General features: G+C 65.0%; 15 protein-coding genes, 1 tRNA gene and 1 pseudogene. 13 read left to right on the forward strand and 4 right to left on the reverse strand.

The window, feature by feature from the left end; all coding sequences use genetic code 11:
* Positions 1-28: 28 nt before the first annotated feature.
* The 10 genes and pseudogenes from NF551_RS04535 (at position 29) to NF551_RS04580 (ending at position 10,554) form a co-directional block, all read left to right on the forward strand.
* Positions 29-1,168, forward strand: coding sequence for an adenosine deaminase (locus NF551_RS04535; RefSeq protein WP_227895347.1), 1,140 nt, complete (start codon positions 29-31; stop codon positions 1,166-1,168).
* Positions 1,161-1,853 (forward strand): MazG nucleotide pyrophosphohydrolase domain-containing protein, encoded by a 693-nt coding sequence (locus NF551_RS04540; protein ID WP_227895193.1) that lies wholly within the window; start codon positions 1,161-1,163, stop codon positions 1,851-1,853. Before NF551_RS04535 ends, NF551_RS04540 begins: the two co-directional genes overlap by 8 nt.
* A 118-nt stretch (positions 1,854-1,971) precedes the next feature.
* Positions 1,972-3,252 (forward strand): phosphopyruvate hydratase, encoded by a 1,281-nt coding sequence (gene eno / locus NF551_RS04545; RefSeq protein ID WP_227895192.1) that lies wholly within the window; start codon positions 1,972-1,974, stop codon positions 3,250-3,252.
* Positions 3,253-3,355: 103 nt separating this feature from the next.
* Complete coding sequence (locus NF551_RS04550; RefSeq protein WP_227895191.1) at positions 3,356-4,111, forward strand: FtsB family cell division protein; 756 nt, start codon at positions 3,356-3,358, stop codon at positions 4,109-4,111.
* A 120-nt stretch (positions 4,112-4,231) separates the two neighbouring features.
* A pseudogene (locus NF551_RS04555) lies at positions 4,232-4,801 on the forward strand (DUF501 domain-containing protein); the annotation flags it as partial.
* On the forward strand, positions 4,790-5,875 hold the full coding sequence (locus NF551_RS04560) for a Ppx/GppA phosphatase family protein (RefSeq protein ID WP_349293303.1): 1,086 nt from the start codon (positions 4,790-4,792) through the stop codon (positions 5,873-5,875). The pseudogene NF551_RS04555 and the gene NF551_RS04560, both read left to right, overlap by 12 nt.
* A gap of 38 nt (positions 5,876-5,913) precedes the next feature.
* Positions 5,914-7,281 (forward strand): S8 family serine peptidase, encoded by a 1,368-nt coding sequence (locus NF551_RS04565; protein ID WP_227895190.1) that lies wholly within the window; start codon positions 5,914-5,916, stop codon positions 7,279-7,281.
* 79 nt (positions 7,282-7,360) lie between these two features.
* Positions 7,361-8,743: an NAD(P)/FAD-dependent oxidoreductase gene (locus NF551_RS04570; RefSeq protein WP_227895189.1), complete on the forward strand. Its 1,383-nt coding sequence runs from the start codon at positions 7,361-7,363 to the stop codon at positions 8,741-8,743.
* Positions 8,744-8,896: 153 nt separating this feature from the next.
* Positions 8,897-8,969: transfer RNA gene (locus NF551_RS04575), tRNA-Leu, on the forward strand.
* A gap of 190 nt (positions 8,970-9,159) precedes the next feature.
* Positions 9,160-10,554, forward strand: a complete 1,395-nt coding sequence (locus tag NF551_RS04580; RefSeq protein WP_227895188.1) for an ABC transporter substrate-binding protein — start codon at positions 9,160-9,162, stop codon at positions 10,552-10,554.
* Between the two features lie 245 nt (positions 10,555-10,799).
* Here the strand turns inward: NF551_RS04580 and NF551_RS04585 are convergent, their stop codons facing one another.
* The 4 genes from NF551_RS04585 to NF551_RS04600 form a co-directional block, all read right to left on the reverse strand.
* Entirely contained in the window at positions 10,800-11,546 is a 747-nt protein-coding gene (locus NF551_RS04585; protein ID WP_227895187.1) for an ABC transporter ATP-binding protein, read from the reverse strand.
* Positions 11,543-12,487, reverse strand: a complete 945-nt coding sequence (locus tag NF551_RS04590) for an ABC transporter ATP-binding protein (RefSeq protein ID WP_227895345.1) — start codon at positions 12,485-12,487, stop codon at positions 11,543-11,545. The genes NF551_RS04585 and NF551_RS04590 overlap by 4 nt, the downstream gene beginning before the upstream one ends.
* A 125-nt stretch (positions 12,488-12,612) precedes the next feature.
* Positions 12,613-13,593 (reverse strand): branched-chain amino acid ABC transporter permease, encoded by a 981-nt coding sequence (locus NF551_RS04595; protein ID WP_227895186.1) that lies wholly within the window; start codon positions 13,591-13,593, stop codon positions 12,613-12,615.
* A 10-nt stretch (positions 13,594-13,603) separates the two neighbouring features.
* A complete protein-coding gene (locus tag NF551_RS04600) occupies positions 13,604-14,959 on the reverse strand; it encodes a branched-chain amino acid ABC transporter permease (RefSeq protein WP_423721511.1) in 1,356 nt (451 codons plus the stop codon).
* A gap of 350 nt (positions 14,960-15,309) precedes the next feature.
* Between NF551_RS04600 and NF551_RS04605 the strand changes: the two genes are divergently transcribed.
* From NF551_RS04605 to NF551_RS04615, 3 genes are all read left to right on the forward strand, one after another.
* The gene (locus NF551_RS04605; RefSeq protein WP_227895184.1) at positions 15,310-16,164 is read left to right on the forward strand and encodes a Bax inhibitor-1/YccA family protein; all 855 of its coding nucleotides are present in this window, start codon (positions 15,310-15,312) and stop codon (positions 16,162-16,164) included.
* A 127-nt stretch (positions 16,165-16,291) separates the two neighbouring features.
* Positions 16,292-17,014 carry a GAF and ANTAR domain-containing protein gene (locus tag NF551_RS04610; RefSeq protein ID WP_227895182.1) on the forward strand — a complete coding sequence of 241 codons (723 nt, stop codon included), beginning with the start codon at positions 16,292-16,294 and terminating at the stop codon, positions 17,012-17,014.
* Between the two features lie 43 nt (positions 17,015-17,057).
* Entirely contained in the window at positions 17,058-17,984 is a 927-nt protein-coding gene (locus NF551_RS04615) for an aldose 1-epimerase family protein (protein WP_227895180.1), read from the forward strand.
* Positions 17,985-18,021: the final 37 nt, after the last annotated feature.

Consider the following 18,021-nt stretch of genomic DNA (forward strand, 5'->3'; position numbering starts at 1 on the left):
CACGTAGAGTTGGCATGTGACTGAGCCCATGACGAATCCCGCTGCCCTTTCCTCCTTCGACATCCGCGTGCTGCCCAAGGTTTCCCTCCACGACCACCTCGACGGCGGACTGCGCCCGGGAACGATCGTGGAGCTTGCCGAGGCCGCAGGCCACACCCTGCCGTCCACCGACCCCGTCGCCCTGGGGGAGTGGTTCCGTGAATCGGCGAACTCCGGCTCGCTGGTCCGCTACCTGGAAACCTTCGACCACACCATCGCGGTCATGCAGACCCGTGAGGGCCTTACCCGGGTTGCCCGCGAGTTCGTTGAAGACCTGGTGGAGGACGGCGTGGTCTACGCCGAAGTCCGCTGGGCGCCCGAGCAGCACCTGCGCGGCGGACTCAGCCTGGACGAGGCCGTTGAAGCTGTGCAGGCCGGCCTGGAGGAAGGCGTCGCCGATGCCGAAGCCAATGGACACCTGATCCAGGCAGGCCAGCTCATCACCGCCATGCGGCACGGCGACCGCGGCATGGAGATTGCCGAACTCGCTGTCCGCCACCGGGACCGCGGCGCCGTGGGCTTTGACATTGCCGGAGCCGAGGACGGCTTCCCGCCGTCGCGCTTCAAGGATGCCTTCACCTACCTCGCCGAGCAGATGTTTCCTGTGACTGTCCACGCCGGCGAAGCCGCGGGCGTGGAGAGCATCGTGGACGCCCTGGTCCACGGCCGGGCACTTCGCCTGGGCCACGGCGTGCGGATCGCCGAGGACATTGAAGTCGACTTCGAAGATGAGGCCGCGCCCGACGCCGGGGACGACACTTCCGTGGGCATGGTCACCCTGGGCGACGTGGCAGGCTGGGTCCGGGACCGGGGAATCCCTCTGGAAATCTGCCCTTCCTCGAACCTGCAGACCGGCGCCGTGGAATCCTTCGGCGAAGACATCGAGTCGCATCCGATCGACCTGCTCTACCAGACCGGCTTCATCGTGACGGTGAACACAGATAACCGCCTGATGAGCGGTGTCAGCCTGACGGACGAGTTCGAACTACTGGTCGAGACCTTCGATTACGATCTGGACGACATCCTGGAGCTGACCATGAACGCCGTCAACGCTGCGTTCCTGCCGCTGGAAGAGCGTGCAGTCCTGGCCGGGTACATCACCGAAGGATTCAACCGCGCCCGTGGCTAGCGAAGCATCCGGGAACGGTGACCTGGGGCAGGCGTTCGCCCGCCTGGCCCAGGTCATCGCCCTGCTGCGCGAACGCTGTCCCTGGACCGGTGCGCTGACCCACGAGTCGCTCCTGGAATACCTGCTCGAGGAAGCCTACGAAGTCATCGAGGCGGTGGAAACCGGCCACACCGGGGCAGCGGATGCCGCTGAACTGAGCGGCGAACTCGGGGACGTCCTGTTCCAGGTGCTGCTGCATGCCCGGCTCCAGGAGGAAGCCGGCCATTTCTCCATTGCCGACGTCGTCGAATCGCTTACCCGGAAAATGATCCGGCGCAATCCCCACGTCTTCAAGGCCGACGGCACACTGACGGAGGCAACCACTGAGGACCAGACGGAAATTGAGCGTGCCTGGGATGCCGTGAAGAAGACCGAGAAGCCCCACCGGGCCAGCCCGTTCGACGGTATTCCGGCTTCCCTCCCGGCCCTCGCCCTGGCCGCGAAAGCGCAGTCCAGGGCCCGCAGGGCCGGTCTGTCCGTTCCCGCGGCGGACGCAACAGTACCTGCCTGGGACGGCGAAGAGGAACTCGGCGGGCTGCTGTTCGAAACGGTGCGCCAGGCCACTGAACGCGGCCTCGATCCCGAAGCCGCCCTGCGTGCGGCTGTCCGCCGTTTTACGGCTGCGGCGCCTCCCGTTACTGAATGACGCCCCCGGTCCTTACTACGGGCCGGGATTCCACTAGTCTGGAAGCAGACAGCGTGGTCCCCGTCATAGGCCCGGCTGTAGTTTCCACCCTCAAGTTCCAATGAACAGGAGCATTCCCATGGCCATCATTGATGCCATCCACGCCCGAGAGATCCTTGATTCCCGGGGAAACCCGACCGTGGAGGTCGAGGTCCTGCTCGACGATGACACGTTCGGACGTGCCGCCGTTCCCTCCGGTGCTTCCACCGGCGCCTTTGAAGCCAACGAGCGCCGCGACGGCGAAAAGGACCGTTACCAGGGCAAGGGCGTGCTCCAGGCCGTAGAAGCCGTGATCGACCAGATCCAGCCGGCGCTGCTGGGCTTCGACGCCGCCGACCAGCGTGCCATCGACCAGGCCATGATCGACCTGGACGGTACCGAGAACAAGTCGGGCCTGGGCGCCAACGCCATCCTCGGTGTCTCCCTCGCCGTGGCCCGTGCCGCAGCAGAGTCTGCAGCCCTGCCGCTCTACCGTTACCTCGGCGGCCCGAACGCGCACATCCTGCCCGTGCCGCTGATGAACATCCTCAACGGCGGCTCCCACGCGGATTCCGACGTCGACATCCAGGAATTCATGATTGTTCCGCTGGGTGCGGACACCTACTCGGAGGGCCTGCGCTGGGGTGTCGAGGTTTACCACAACCTCAAGTCCGTGCTGAAGGAGCAGGGCCTGTCCACCGGCCTCGGCGACGAAGGCGGCTTCGCGCCGAACCTGCCGTCCAACCGTGCAGCCCTGGACCTGATCCTCGAAGCGATCACGCGGGCCGGTTACACGCCGGGAACCGACATCGCGCTGGCCCTGGACGTTGCCTCCTCCGAGTTCTTCAAGGACGGCTCCTACGTCTTCGAAGGCCAGAACCGCAGCGCCGGGGAAATGTCGGCGTACTACGAGGAACTGGTGCGCGACTACCCGCTGGTCTCCATCGAAGATCCGCTGGACGAGAACGACTGGGAAGGCTGGAAGGCCCTCACCGCCAGCCTCGGGGACAAGGTCCAGCTGGTTGGCGACGATCTTTTCGTCACCAACCCCGCCCGCCTCGAGACCGGCATCAAGGAAAACGCCGCCAACTCGCTGCTGGTGAAGGTCAACCAGATCGGCACCCTGTCTGAGACCCTGGACGCCATCACCATGGCCCAGCGCGCCGGCTACACCACGATCACCTCGCACCGCTCCGGCGAAACCGAGGACACCACCATTGCCGACATCTGCGTGGCCACCAACGCGGGGCAGATCAAGACCGGCGCCCCGGCCCGCTCCGAGCGCGTGGCGAAGTACAACCAGCTGCTGCGCATCGAAGAAGAGCTCGACGACGCCGCACGCTACGCAGGACGCAGCGCTTTCCCGCGTTTCACGGCCTAGCAAGTGCACCGGCGGTGGGTACCCTCGAATACGGGGGTGCCCGCCGTCGTCGTTTTCACCGGCGGACACCCAGATCCACAGAGTCCGCCACGCAAGGAGCCCCATGTCCACCCGACGACCCAAGGTCCCCAAGCCGGCGGCCGACGGACTTCCGGCCGCGCCCCGCGCCCGCCGGGATGCCGATGGGCAGGCAGCACCGACGGGCAGCAAGGCAGGCGCTCCGGCAACGGGCAGCGCGGCCCCCGGCACGCCCACGGGCAGCAAGGCCCCCGGTGCAGCAACGGGCAGCAAGGCCCCGAAACCGGCAGGCCGCAAGCCCCGGCAGCCGAAGTCACAGAAGGACTCAGAGGCACAAAGCGCCTCGGCTGCCCGCGCCGCCGCACGGCAGGAACTTGCCGCCGAAATCCGAAGCGGTGTCTCGGCCGGCGGCAGCGAACCGGCACAGGCCTCCCCGCGGACGGACGCACCCCTGAAGCCCGTCCCGGCGAAGTCGTTCTCCGGGCGGCTGCTGGCACTGGGCATTGTGATGGTGGTAGTCACTGTCCTGCTGGCGCCCTCGGTGCGGACATATCTCCAGCAGCGCTCCGAAATCGCTGCCCTGGAGGCTGAGATTGCCCGGGAGCAGGAGGCAGGAGCCGAGCTCGAGCAGACACTTGACCGGTGGGAAGACCCGGCCTTCATCAAGGCACAGGCACGGGAGCGGATCTTCCTGGTGATGCCCGGCGAAACCCGCTACCTGGTCAAGGGCGAGAACGGAGTCGAGGAGATCGAGGAACAGGCCGCGGCAGAGGCGCCGCAGGACCTGGAGTGGGTCGATGCGCTGTGGGATTCGGTCCTCCGTTCCGCCACTGCGCCGTAACCGGCATGCGGTCCGGGAACATCGGAGGGGAACCGGTTTCCCTCTGGGCACAGTAGGCTGGATGACTGAGACAGCTACACCTTGGGTCCTTGGTGGACCCCCAGGAAGGACCTTCGCCGCATGACCCCTGACCAGCTCACACCGACCCAGGACGATCTGGAGACCCTGAGCCGGCAGCTCGGACGGCCGGTGCGCGACGTCGTCGAGATCGGCGCCCGCTGCATCTGCGGCAACCCGCTGGTGGCCACCACGGCACCCCGGCTGGGCAACGGAATTCCCTTCCCCACGACGTATTACCTGACCCACCCGGTGATCACTTCCGCGGTTTCCCGTCTGGAGGCCGCGGGAATGATGACTGAAATGACTGCCCGGCTGGAGACTGATCCCGAACTGGCTGCGCGCTACCGCGAGGCCCATGAGGCCTATCTCCAGGTCCGCAATGAGATCGGGGAACGCACGGGCACCGGACCGGTTCCGGAGATCGACGGCGTTTCAGCCGGCGGAATGCCAACCCGCGTCAAGTGCCTGCACGTGCTGGTCGGCCACTCCCTGGCGGCCGGCCCCGGCGTGAACCCGCTGGGCGACGAAGCACTGGAAGCCATCTCCGAATGGTGGACGCGTGAGCGCTGCTATTGTGAGGGCGCATGGGCGGTTGACGGGCCGGCACCTTCGCGGGACCTGAGCCGCCACACGAAGACGCAGGGACTTTCGGCTGCTGAGCTGGACCGCAAGCGCGCTGCCCGGCGCGCGGCGGCCGCTGCGGAGCAGGAAGCGGCCGGAGAAGGGGAGAAGGCCATGGAAAACGCGAACCACGTGGTCCGGGTAGCTGCCGTGGACTGCGGAACCAATTCGATCCGCCTGCTGATTGCCGATGCCGAAACCGCCGACGGCGTCACCAGGCTCACCGACGTCGTGCGCCTGATGCGTATTGTCCGGCTGGGCGAAGGGGTCGATGCCACAGGCCGCCTCTCTCCTGAAGCGCTGGACCGCACCTTTGCGGCGACCGATGAATACGCCGCCCTGATCAAGGAACACGGCGCTGAGAAGGTCCGTTTCGTCGCCACTTCCGCAACGCGTGACGCGGAGAACCGTGAGGAATTCATGGAGGGTGTCCGCGCCCGGCTGGGCGTGAGCCCGGAAGTCATCAGCGGCGACGAGGAAGCGGGACTGTCCTTTGCCGGTGCCACCAGCGTCCTGCCTGCCGGCGACGGAACCCGAACGCTGGTCGTGGACCTTGGCGGCGGCTCGACGGAGTTTGTGCTCGGCACGTCCGAGGGTGTGCTGGCCGCCAAGAGCACCGACATGGGCTGCGTCCGCTTCACCGAGCGCCACCTCGTTTCCGATCCTCCCACCGACGCCCAGATCGCCATGGCACGGGGAGACATCCTGGATATGGTCGCGCAGGTCCTGGAGACCGTACCGCTCTCCACGGCCGACAGGCTCGTTGGGGTTGCCGGGACGATCACCACGGTGAGCGCCCATGCCCTGAAACTTCCGGAATACTCCTCCGCCGCGATCCACGGCAGCGAACTGAGCGCCGAAGCGATCGGCGACGCAGCGCGGTCGCTCCTGCATATGTCACACGACGAAAGGGCCGCCCTGCCCTACATGCACCCCGGCCGCGTGGACGTCATTGGCGCCGGCGCCCTCATCTGGAAGACAATCGTGGACCGCATGGCCGAACTGACTGACGGACGCGTGGAGTCCGCTGTGACTTCCGAGCACGACATCCTCGACGGCATCGCACTGAGTACGCTGCGGTGAGCGCGGCAAGAACGGTGCGGCGCCCAAAGGGCGCCGCGATGAGACGCGCTGCGGGTACCGGCGCCCTGTCCCTGACCGCGGTCCTGCTGATCCAGCTGGCAGCAGCTGGGCCAGCCCACGCCGATGAGTGGCGGGACAAGGAATACTGGCTGGCCGACTACGGCATCACCGAAGCCTGGAAGAAGTCCCAGGGCGAAGGGGTCAAGGTGGCGGTCATCGACACCGGCGTCGACCCTTCCCACCCCGACCTGGCCGGTGCCATCGCCGGAGGAACCGACGTGTCCGGAGCCGGTGATCCGTCGGGGGGCAGGGGCCTGGGCGTCAACCCCGAGCACGGGACGCTGGTTGCCACCCTGCTGGCGGGCCGCGGGCATGCCGGCAAGGAGGGCGACGACGAGGACGGCAAGGATTACAAGGGCCCGGGCAAGGGACCCGACGGGATTATCGGCGTAGCGCCCAAGGCCGAACTGCTGACGGTTTCGGCCTGGATTGGCGAAGCAAATCCCGGCGGCGTTCCGATTGACCAGCAGCTGCCCAACGCGGTGCGCTGGGCGGTGGACAACGGCGCGAAGGTGATCAACATGTCACTGGGTTCTTCGTCCACCGCGTGGCCGGAGAGCTGGGACGACGCCTTCCTTTACGCAGAGCAGAACGACGTCGTGATTGTTGCCGCAGCGGGAAACCGCGGCGTCGGGATGATCCAGGTTGGAGCACCGGCCACCATCCCGGGCGTGCTGACCGTCGCCGGCCTGGACCGGGAAGGAAAGGCGAGCTGGGACTCCTCCTCCGAAGGCATCAGCATCGGAGTCGCCGCGCCTGCCGAGAACCTGGTCGGCGGGCTCCCGGAGGGCGCCTCCCGGTACGCCGAGTGGTCCGGCACCTCCGCAGCGGCACCCCTGGTGTCCGGCGTTGCGGCCCTGATCCGGTCCGCCTACCCGGAACTGACGGCAGCCCAGGTAATCAACCGGATCATCACCACGGCCAAGGACGGCGGAGTCCCGGGCAGGGATACCATCTACGGCTACGGCATTATCGACGCCAACGCAGCGTTGAACGCAGACGTTCCCGCGGTGGCGGGTAATCCACTCGGAACCATTGAAGAATGGATCCGGATCCACCGCCGCGGCGAGGCTCCGGCCGCACCGGCCGGACCTGAACCGGTCAGCGAGGCCCTGCCGGATATTCCGGAACCCCGGGTGCCCACCGCGGCTGAACCCTACACTGAAGAAGACCCGCTGCCAGCCGTGCTGGTCCTGGGCTTCGCCGGACTGATCCTGCTGGTTAGTGCCGGCGGAAGCATCGCCGTCCTGCGCATCCGGCGCTCCGCCGAGGCGTCCGCAGGCGCCGTTCCGGAGGACCTCGCCGGCGGGGAAGAACAGAAGATGGAACCTTCCCGCTCCGCCTGACAAGCACTGGGGCGGCCGGGTGGAAACATACTGCGGAACACTTCGTGAAGACTTTCACAAGTCGGGTAGGATATTTGCTATGGCATCGCACTCACAGTTCTCTGATCGTCCACGCGTACTCGTGGTTGGCGGTGGCTACGTCGGACTCTACGTAGCCAAGAACCTGCAGAAGCAGGTCAAGAAGCACGGCGGGATCGTCACGGTGGTGGATCCGCTGCCGTACATGACGTACCAGCCCTTCCTGCCTGAGGTCGCTGCAGGAACCATCAACGCACGCAACGCTGTAGTTTCGCACCGCATGCACCTGAAGGAGACCGAGCTCATTTCGGGCAAGGTCACCGCGGTCAACCACGCCACCCACACGGCCACCGTGGAGCCCGCCGACGGAGGCGAGCCGTTCGAGCTCAGCTACCGCGACATCGTTATTGCTGCCGGTTCCATTACCCGGACCTTCCCCATCCCGGGCCTGGCCGAAGCCGGCATCGGCATGAAAACGATCGAAGAAGCAGTGGAGATGCGCAACAAGGTGCTCGAGCGCATCGAGACCGCCTCCCTGATGACCGACCAGGCTGCCCGCGCCCGCGCACTGACCTTCGTCGTCGTCGGCGGCGGCTTCGCCGGCATTGAGACCATCACCGAAATCGAAGACATGGCCCGCGGCGCCGTGCGCGAGAACAACCGCCTCAAGCGTGAAGACCTGCGCTTCGTGATGATTGAAGCCATGGGCCGCGTCATGCCCGAGGTCAAGCCCGACCAGGCCGAATGGGTTGTCTCCTCCATGCGTGAGCGCGGCATCGAAGTCCTGCTCAACACCTCGCTGGCCAGCGCCGAAGGCGGCCTGCTGAAGCTCATCAACATGGCCGACAAGTCCCCGGCCGGCGAATTCGAGGCCGATACCCTCATCTGGACTGCCGGTGTGCAGGCCAACCCGATGGTCCGCGCCACCGACTTCCCGATCGATGACCGCGGCCGCGTGCGTGCCAACGCCGAACTGCGGATCACCGGCGACGACGGACCCCTCGAGGGTGCCTGGGCGGCCGGCGACGTTTCGGCAGTGCCCGACCTGACCGGCGGCGGCGTCGGAGGCTTCTGCGTGCCGAACGCCCAGCACGCCGTCCGCCAGGCCAAGCGCCTGGCCAAGAACCTCCTTGCTGCACGCTACGGTGAGGGCAGCGTCCAGGAATACCGCCACAAGAACCTCGGCGCCGTGGCCGGCATGGGCCAGTACAAGGGCGTTGCGAACATCATGGGCTTCGGCATGAAGGGCCTCCCAGCCTGGCTGGCCCACCGCGGCTACCACGGCATGGCCATGCCGATGTTCGAGCGCAAGTTCCGCGTCATCTCCGGCTGGGCGGCGAACTTCTGGTTCGGCCGCGACTTCACGCAGCTGATCCACCTGAAGAACCCGCGCAAGGCATTCGTGGAGGCTGCAACGCCTGCCAAGAAGCCTGCCGGCAAGTAAGCAGCACGCGAACCGCCAGACAACGGCGGCCACTGGATATCCGCCGGTGGCCGCCGTTGGCGTTAACCCTGTTTCCTGCCGTCCCCGCCGCTCAAGTAGGCTGGTCTATGCGCTTGGAACGCGGTTAACTGCCGTCGTGCCGCGGTGTGTGGAGCCCCAGTAGCCCAATGGCAGAGGCAGCGGACTTAAAATCTGTGTGTTGTCGGTTCGAGTCCGACCTGGGGTACAAAATGAACGTTTAGCAACCATGCGCCTTGGCATCGTGCAACATCTTGGCTTCAGCTGTGACGAGTGTTACAAGGCTGTAACCGTAGGCTCTTATCTTGGACACATTATTCAACTAGTTTTTCTTGTAATCAGGAACACCTGGTAACAGCATCAAAGGCACCCGCCTTTCGATCGGGGAGAAAAACTACATGACTGCACTTCGCAAGACCGGGCCGCTTGGCCTGGGGGATGGTTATAGCCGCGCAGCAAAGATCGCAGCACTGGGCATGGGTATCGCCCTGTTCGCCTCCGGCTGCGCCAGCGGCGGCGAGTCCGGCACCGAGTCCACACCGTCCGATGCTTCTTCGTCGTCAGCTGACAGCTCCGTTCTCACGTGCCCGGAAAGCCAGGGCGGCACCGGAGAGGATCCGGGAGAGAAGGGCGACCCCTCAGCTGTTCCCGCTTCCACCGGCACCACAGAGACTCCTCTGAAGCTCGGCACCCTTCTTCCGACCACAGGCACCCTTGCCTTCCTTGGCCCGCCGGAAATCGCCGGCGTCAATTTGGCCGCTGAAGAGGTCAACGCTGCGGGCGGCGTCCTCGGCAAGCCCATCGAGGTTGTCCACCGGGACTCCGGTGATACCACCACCGACATCGCCACGCAGTCCGTTACTGACCTGCTGGGCCAGGACGTAAGCGCCATCATCGGTGCCGCTTCCTCCGGTGTTTCCAAGACTGTCATCAGCCAGATCACCGGTGCCGGAGTCATCCAGTTCTCGCCCGCGAATACGGCCCCGGAATTCACGGACTGGGATGACAACGGGCTCTACTGGCGCACCGCGCCCTCCGACGTTCTCCAGGGCCGTACCCTGGGCAACTACATCATGGAGTGCGGCGCCCAGACCGTTGGCATGATCGTCCTCAACGACGCCTACGGCACCGGCCTGCAGTCGAACATCAAGAGCTCCGTCGAGGCCGCAGGCGGCCAGGTCGTGGCAGAACCGATGTTCAACGAAGGCGACTCCCAGTTCAGCAGCCAGGTTGACGCCGTTACCAGCGCCAACCCGGATGCAATTGTGGTCATCAGCTTCGACCAGGCCAAGAGCATTGCACCGCTGCTGACCGGCAAGGGTGTTGACCCGTCGCAGCTTTTCTTCGTTGACGGCAACACCAAAGACTTCAGTGCCGATCTCGATGCCGGAACTCTGGAGGGCGCCCAGGGAACCATCCCCGGCCCGTTCGCTTCGGACAACTTTAAGGACGCACTGCTGGGCATTGATCCTGCACTGACGGACTGGGCCTATGCCGGTGAAAGCTATGACGCAGTGACCCTGCTGGCCCTCGCTTCAGAGGCAGCCGGCAGCACCGACGGCGCTGCAATAGCTGCCGAGTTGCAGGGTGTTTCCGCAGACGGAGAGAAGTGCTTCGACTTCGCCGGCTGCGTCACGCTCCTGCGCGACGGCAAAGACATCGACTACGACGGCTACTCCGGACCGGTTACCTTCGATGAGAACGGTGACCCGACTGAAGCCTTCATCGGTATCTACGAGTTCGACGCTGACAACAAGCCGCTTCCGAGCCGCTCCGAGGTGGGCAAGCTCTAAGGCAGGCTGACGCACCACAATCACTAACGCACCACAATCACTAACGCACCACTCGAAGGGCCCCTGTTCCGGCAGGGGCCCTTTGCTGTGCGGACGGAGGATGAGGGCAGGCCTGAGGCTGACGTCACGTGGAGTGGGTGCCTCGGTACAGGGGGGGTAACACGGCGTTGAGGAACAGAGGAGTGCGTCAAAGCAAAATGCCCGCCTGGAGACGAAGCTCCAGACGGGCACTCGCCAGACTGAGACTAGGCCGTATCAGCCAGGGTTCCCAGGTACAGCTGGATGACCTTGGGATCCTTCATCAGCTCACGCCCGGTTCCGGTGTACGCGTCCTTGCCCTGGTCGAGCACATACGCGCGGTCGCAGATCTGCAGGCAGCGCCGGGCGTTCTGCTCCACCATGATCACCGAGACGCCGGCACGGTTGATCTCATGAACGCGCAGGAAGGTCTCATCCTGCTTCACGGGGGAGAGGCCGGCAGAGGGCTCGTCCAGCAGCAGCACAGCCGGCTCCATCATCAGGGCCCGGCCCATGGCCACCATCTGGCGTTCACCGCCGGAGAGAGATCCGGCTCGCTGACTGCGCCGCTTCTTCAGCTCCGGAAACAGGTCAGCCACAAACTCGAAGCGTTCCTTGAAGTTCTTCGGCTGCTGGTAAAGGCCCATCTGCAGGTTCTCTTCAATGGTCAGCGAGGCGAACACGTTATTGTTCTGCGGAACGAACCCCACCCCCCGGCTTACCAGCTTGTTGGCCTTCAGCCCGGTAAGGTCCTGACCGCGCACCATAACAGTGCCGGAATGGACCTTCACCAGGCCGAACATGGCCTTCAGCAAGGTGGACTTGCCGGCACCGTTCGGGCCGATGATGCCAATGAGCTCACCGCGCCGGGCTTCTATGGAACATCCGTTAAGGATGTTGACTCCAGGAATGTAGCCGGCCACCAGATCGGTGACTTTGACGACGGAGTCGCCCTCGAAATTTTCAGCAGTCATGCCCTGTCCTTACGTTCCTGGATCGTCACGGGGGCCAGCCCCTCACCGCCCTGAATGTCTGAATCCGGATCCTTCTCCAGGACTGCTTCGAGCTTTTCGAAGCCCTCGGAATCGCCCAGGTCCACGTCGTGGTGCGCGCCGAGGTAGGCATCGATCACGGCCTGGTCCTTCATTACCTCGGCAGGCGGCCCTTCGGCCACTACCTTGCCTTCGGCCATCACGATCACCCAGTCGGCAATATGCCGAACCATGTGCATATCGTGTTCCACGAACAGGACCGTCATGCCCTCGGCTTTCAGGTTCTTGATGTGGTCCAGCAGTGACTGCGTCAATGCAGGGTTCACGCCGGCCATGGGCTCGTCCAGCATCACCAGTTTGGGATTGACCATCAGCGCGCGCGCCATTTCCAGGAGCTTGCGCTGGCCGCCGGAAAGGGAAGCGGCGTAGTCGCTGCGCTTGGTGTCGAGCTTGAACTTGGCCAGCAGGCCGTCGGCCTGTTCGGTAATCTCGTTCTCGCGCTTTTTCCAGAGCGGCCGGAACAGTGCCCGGCGCAGTGCCTCGCCCGGCTGCTCATTGGCGCCGAGCCGCATGTTCTCCAGCACCGTCAGCTTGCCCATGACCTTGGTCAGCTGGAACGTACGGACCATTCCCAGCCGGGCCACCTTGTAGGCCGAAACACCTGCAAGGTCACGGTCCTCGAATCTCCATTCCCCGGACTGCGGGGTATCGAATCCGGTGAGCAGGTTGAACAGTGTGGTCTTGCCCGCGCCGTTCGGACCAATGAGCGCCGTGATCTTGTTCCGCGGAATCTCCACATGCTCGACGTCGACGGCGTGGATACCGCCGTAGGTGCGGGTCACATTGGACGCCACGAGGATCGGATCGCGCTTCCGGCAACCGGGGGCCACGGCGTCGGCAGCGATGGGCCTGTCGTCCGTCATGTATTCATTGCCGGCCCAGCTCGCCTCATGACCGGAATCTGCAGCGGCCGTGTGGGCTTTCTCCGCCGGAGCAGCCGCATGGGCGCCGGGCAGGCGCTCCGGCTGCGGGCTTTGTGCTTGATGGCTCATGCGAATGACAGCTCCTTCTTATTGCCGAGCACGCCTTGCGGCCTGAAGATCATCAGCAGCATCAACGCCACACCAACAAGGATGTAACGCAGCTGCCCGGCCTGGGTAGTGTTCAGGAAGGTGACGGCCCCGGACTCGATGGCACCGTAGAGCAGGCTCTGGGTCAGGGAGAGCACGGCCCAGAACATCATGGCGCCGATCACCGGGCCAAGCACCGTGGACATACCGCCCAGCAGGAGCGCCGTGTAGAGGAAGAACGTCAGTTCGGTGCCGTAGTTGGCCGGCTGCACTGCGCCGCGTGGGAGCGTGAAGATGATGCCTGCCAGCGAACCGAGCATGCCGCCGATGATCAGCGCCTGCATCTTGTAGGCGTAGACGTTCTTGCCCAGCGACCGTACGGCGTTCTCATCCTCGCGGATTCCCTTGACCACTCGGCCCCAGGGGCTGCGGACCAGGAGCCAGATCACCAGGCAGGCCAGCGCGACGACGGTCCAGGCCACCACGCGGATCCACAGGTCGCGTTCGTTCAGGCTGAACGGACCGAGGTTGTACACGCCGGGGGCGAAGGGGTTGAGCGAGTAGAACCCGCCTTCGAACGCCGCCAGGCCGTTGGCCGACCCGGTGACTTCGGTCAGGCCGTTGGTGGTCACGATGTAGCGGACGATCTCCGCTGCGGCGATGGTGACGATGGCCAGATAGTCCGCCCGCAGGCGCAGCGTGGGCAATCCAAGGATCACCGCAAAGGCCACGGAAGCGAGCATCGCGATCAGCAAAGCCACCGGCAGGGGAGCGTTGAAGCTCAGCGTGGGAATGGCAAAGCCGTAGGCTCCGATTGCCATAAAGCCGGCCTGGCCAAAGTTCAGCAGGCCGGTGTAGCCGAAGTGCACGGCCAGCCCGAGGGCCGCCAGCGCATAGGCAGCAGTGGTGGGTGTGAAGAATTCGTTGACTGCACCCAGCAGGATGTTTCCAAAGTCCATGTAGAGGCCCCTAACCTATGCGCTCTCGGCGGCCGAGGATACCCTGCGGCCGAACCAGGAGGACGAGAATCATGATGAGCAGCGCGCCGACGTACTTCAGGTCCGCCTCGAGCCAGAGGGTGGAGAGTTCCACGAAGAGTCCCACGATGATCGAACCGATCAGGGCGCCGAACACCGTACCGAGTCCACCAAGGGTCACGGACGCGAAGATCAGCAGCAGGATCTGCTGGCCCATGTTGAAGGAGACACCGGGGCGGTAGTACGCCCACAGGATGCCGCCGAGCGCGGCAAGCGCACCGCCGGCCATCCAGACAATGCGGATCACGCGGTCGACGTCGATGCCCGAGGCCGCTGCCAGCGGCGGGTTGTCCGCGACGGCACGGGTGGCCTTGCCGATCCGGGTACGCAGCAGCAGGGCGGCCACGATCAGGATGACGACCAGTGAGACGGCTAGGGAAACCAGGTTGTTCCGCGCGATCGAAATGGGACCCAGCTCGAGCATCGGACTCTGCGAGTTAGGCAGCTGCTGGGTTGCCCCGCCGAAGAAGAAGAGGATGGTGTAGCGCAGCGCCAGTGCCAGGCCAATGCTCACGATCATCATGGGAACCAGTCCGGTTCCCCGTTTGCGCAGCGGTTTCCACAACCCTGCGTCCTGCACGTAGCCAAGGCCTGCGCCTCCGACCACCGCCAGTATCAGTGCCAGCCACAGCGGCAGGCCCAATGCGGAGAAACCGAACGCCAGTACGGCGCCGAAGGTCACCATCTCGCCGTGGGCAAAGTTTGTCAGCCCGGTGGTGCCGAAGATCAGGGAAAGTCCGACGGCGCTAAGGGCCAGCAGCAGTCCAAAGCTGAGTCCGGCGACGGCCCGCTCGATGAGCTTGGTGCCGAAGGTGTCTCCCTGCAGGACTATGCCTTCACCCAGGAGGAAGAGTGTGGTGATGTTCGAGGTTCCGGCGAAAGTCACGGTACGCGGGTTCTGCTGGCCCTCGGCCAAGGCCATGCCTTCGGGGAGCGTGGATTCATCCAGTTCCACCTCAAACGCACCTTGTTCGGGAACCCCGATGGACCAGGAACCGTTCTCGGCGGTCTGCGTCTCGGCTTCGTAACCGTTGCCGCTTGCCTTGATTTTCACTCCGGCAACCGGGGAACCTGCGTTTCGCAGGACTCCGCTGATGCGGTCCTGGTACTCGGCGCCGTCGGTCACTTCGTCCCCTCCGGTGTTCCCGGAGTCCTGCGCTGTTGCCTCGGTACTGCCCTCCGAGGCCGGGGATTCCGACGCCGGGGGTGGAGCTGTCGTTGCATGCACGGCAGGGGCAGCGAGCAGGAGCCCGGCAAATATGCCGGCCACCGCCACGACCATCCCCATATACCGGGCGAGTGCCGATATTCTTCCCAAAGTGAATAACCTCCGCCGGGGGTATAAATGCACCGGTTGTCGGCGCATTCTATGTGTGACCATGTGATGTCAGTCACGAATGGTGATCATGCTACCCGGCGTTTGTTTCGGTGGGGTGACCGAAGTAGTGACCTTTGGTCGCGATCAGGTAACGACTCCACCGGGTGCTTCATTATGGAAGCCCGGAGGCCGGTTTCTGCGTCCTCGGTGCCAAACCGTTATCAAAGCATTTCCAGTCCGTGGAATCATCGCTGCCCGTTGAGCGTTCCATTGGTAGGCTGATTAATAGACCCAAGCCCCCCCAAACGGAGGACATATTCATGGCACTAGGCGGCAACCCTGTTTTCAACGGGAAGAATTTCCGTTCCCAGACCCGCGGCGGAGCGGCCACCGTTCCGTCCGGCGGCCCGTTTGCAGGACCCCAGCAGGACCCCATGAGCCCTCAGCAGCTCCAGGATCTCTATGCAGCTCCTTCCGCAGGACCCTCCGAGACCGGACGGATGACGTATGACGACGTCATCATGAAGACCCTTGGCTGCCTGGCGGTTGTCCTGCTCGGTGCTGCGATCCCCGTGTTCGTGCTTCCCGGCGCGGCCGGCCTGCTCATGATCGTGGGCGCGCTCGGCGGCTTCGTCCTGGGCCTCGTCAACTCGTTCAAGCGCGAGCCGGTTCCGGCGCTCATCCTGGGTTACGCGGTGCTCGAAGGTATGTTCCTCGGCGCACTGACACAGATCCTGGACGCGATGTACCCGGGCATCGGCCTGCAGGCCGTAGTGGGCACGCTCTCTGTGTTCGCCGTGACCCTGCTCCTGTTCAAGAACGGCAAGGTGCGTGCCACGCCGAAGGCGATGCGCTTCTTCATGATCGCCCTGACCGGCTACGCGGTGTTCTCGCTGGTGAACGTGGGCCTCATGATCTTTGGCGTGGTTGACGATCCGTGGGGCGTGCGGGGCTTTCAGATTGCCGGTATTCCGCTGGGCGTCATCATTGGCCTTCTGGCCGTTGGCCTCGCGGCCTTCTCGCTGATCATGGACTTCACTTCGATTGAGCAGGGCGTGAAGGCCGGTGCTCCGCAGCGCTACTCGTGGACCGCGGCTTTCGGCTTGACCGTGACCCTGGTCTGGCTCTACGTGGAGATCATCCGGATCCTCGCGATCCTGCGCGGCGACGACTAACCGCCGTCTCAGCATCAAACCGCGGGACCGCAGCTGCAAAGCTGCGGTCCCGCGGTTCGTTAACGGCGCTGTACCCTTCTGCCTCTGGAACCGCCTCCGTAGCATTGGGCCCCACGGAATAGGGGGAATGGTGACACAGGTGCAGGCCGAACATGCCGCGGCCTTCCAGGACCTGCTGCTCTGCGCAGATGGACTGGAGGCGTATTTAGCGGAGCTCGCTGTGCTGGCGGTAGCGATCGCCGGTGCCGCAGAGGTACGCGGATGCTCGATCGTCATTGAGCGCCCCAGGCGCAAACGGGTGGCAGGCGACAGCGATGCCCGCGCAGCCCGGCTGGCAGAACCGGTTTTCGCGGCAGGAGGTCCGGGAGCCGAAGCCATCACAGGGGATACCTCCGTAGTGGTGACCGACGCCTGGACCGAAACACGCCGCGGCGCCTTCCCGGGGACGGCAGCGGTGGAAGGCCTGCGGTCCATGGCCGCCGTACCGCTTGCGCTGGAGGACGGCGCCCGCGGTGTCCTCTGCTTCTATTCACCGCGCCAGCATCTTTTCCAGCCCGCAATGCTGCGTACCGCCGAGAGGATCGCGGCCGAGGCATCAGGGACGCTGTGCCTTGCCCTGCGCATTGACGGGCAAATGCACCGGGCACGCAACCTGCAGGCGGCATTGGAGTCCCGGACCGTGGTCGATCTGGCGGTGGGGATCATCATGGGCCAAAACGGATGCAGCCAGCAGGCGGCAGTGGAAATTCTCCGGAGTGTTTCGAACACCCGCAACGTCAAAATCCGGTCGGTCGCTGCCGGAGTGGTGGCCGCTGTCAGCGAACGGGTCAGCACGCACTTCGATGAGTAGCGTCATCCGGGCACCGCGGGGCCTCCAGGGCTAGGCTGGAAGGATGACAACCGGGAACAACGCCCCAGCCGTACCTGCCACGGGAGAACAGTTCCGGCTGGAGCGCGGCCGGGCATCCGCCGTCGTCGGGTCCCTGGGCGGGGCGCTGCGAAGTTTCACCGTGGACGGCATCCAGCTGGTGGAGACCTACCCGGATGACGCCATTCCGCCGTCAGCGGCCGGGATCCTGCTGGCGCCCTGGCCCAATCGCGTGGCCGGCGGGCGCTGGACGCTCGACGGCCGCGAACAGCAGCTCGACATCACCGATCCTGCCCGCGGCAACGCCATCCACGGTTTGCTGCGGAACACCGGCTACGCTCCCGTGGAGGTTAGCGGCGACGCCGTGCGGCTCAGTGCAGCGATTTATCCCCAGCACGGGTATCCCTTCCACCTGGTCCACGAGGTGCTTTACCGGATTGCGGAGGACGGGGGACTGTCCGTGCGCCAGTCACTGACCAGCCTTTCCGCAGCGCGGGCACCGTTCGCGCTGGGGGCACATCCCTTCCTGCGGCTGGGGGAAGTGCCCACCGAGGACCTCATCCTGCAGGTCGATGCCGGTACGCGGCTCACCACGGACGCGTCGATGATTCCGGACGGACAGGAGCCCGTCACCGGGGACTGGGACCTTCGCAGCGGCCGGAGAGTGGGTTCGCTCGCGCTGGACACCGCCTACACGGACCTGACGCAGCGCGGCGGCAAATACCGGCATGTCCTCACCGCACCGGACGGGCGGTCCGTGCAGCTGTGGGCCGGGCCGAGCTATGGCTACGTGCATGTTTTCGTGACGGACCAGTTCCCCGGCCGCAGCTGCGCCGTAGCCCTGGAGCCAATGACAGCGCCCGCCAACGCCTTCAACTCCGGCGAAGGGCTGCGATGGCTGGAGCCGGGAAGCGCCTTTAGCGCCGAGTGGGGTATTCAGGCCGCACTGTGAGACTGCCGGGACCCGTAACTGTCAGGGAACTAACACC

Origin of the sequence: Arthrobacter caoxuetaonis, from assembly GCF_023921125.1 — a bacterium.
Taxonomy (GTDB): Bacteria; Actinomycetota; Actinomycetes; order Actinomycetales; family Micrococcaceae; genus Arthrobacter_B; species Arthrobacter_B caoxuetaonis.

Bases quoted from the DNA above. Each gene is read 5' to 3' on its own strand.
- NF551_RS04615 (WP_227895180.1), top strand. From the start codon at position 17,058: ATGACAACCGGGAACAACGCCCCAGCCGTACCTGCCACGGGAGAACAG.
- NF551_RS04600 (WP_423721511.1), bottom strand. From the start codon at position 14,959: ATGGGGATGGTCGTGGCGGTGGCCGGCATATTTGCCGGGCTCCTGCTC.
- NF551_RS04585 (WP_227895187.1), bottom strand. From the start codon at position 11,546: ATGACTGCTGAAAATTTCGAGGGCGACTCCGTCGTCAAAGTCACCGAT.
- NF551_RS04590 (WP_227895345.1), bottom strand. From the start codon at position 12,487: ATGACGGACGACAGGCCCATCGCTGCCGACGCCGTGGCCCCCGGTTGC.
- NF551_RS04605 (WP_227895184.1), top strand. From the start codon at position 15,310: ATGGCACTAGGCGGCAACCCTGTTTTCAACGGGAAGAATTTCCGTTCC.
- NF551_RS04580 (WP_227895188.1), top strand. From the start codon at position 9,160: ATGACTGCACTTCGCAAGACCGGGCCGCTTGGCCTGGGGGATGGTTAT.
- NF551_RS04595 (WP_227895186.1), bottom strand. From the start codon at position 13,593: ATGGACTTTGGAAACATCCTGCTGGGTGCAGTCAACGAATTCTTCACA.
- eno (WP_227895192.1), top strand. From the start codon at position 1,972: ATGGCCATCATTGATGCCATCCACGCCCGAGAGATCCTTGATTCCCGG.
- NF551_RS04550 (WP_227895191.1), top strand. From the start codon at position 3,356: ATGTCCACCCGACGACCCAAGGTCCCCAAGCCGGCGGCCGACGGACTT.
- NF551_RS04565 (WP_227895190.1), top strand. From the start codon at position 5,914: ATGAGACGCGCTGCGGGTACCGGCGCCCTGTCCCTGACCGCGGTCCTG.
- NF551_RS04535 (WP_227895347.1), top strand. From the start codon at position 29: ATGACGAATCCCGCTGCCCTTTCCTCCTTCGACATCCGCGTGCTGCCC.
- NF551_RS04610 (WP_227895182.1), top strand. From the start codon at position 16,292: ATGGTGACACAGGTGCAGGCCGAACATGCCGCGGCCTTCCAGGACCTG.
- NF551_RS04570 (WP_227895189.1), top strand. From the start codon at position 7,361: ATGGCATCGCACTCACAGTTCTCTGATCGTCCACGCGTACTCGTGGTT.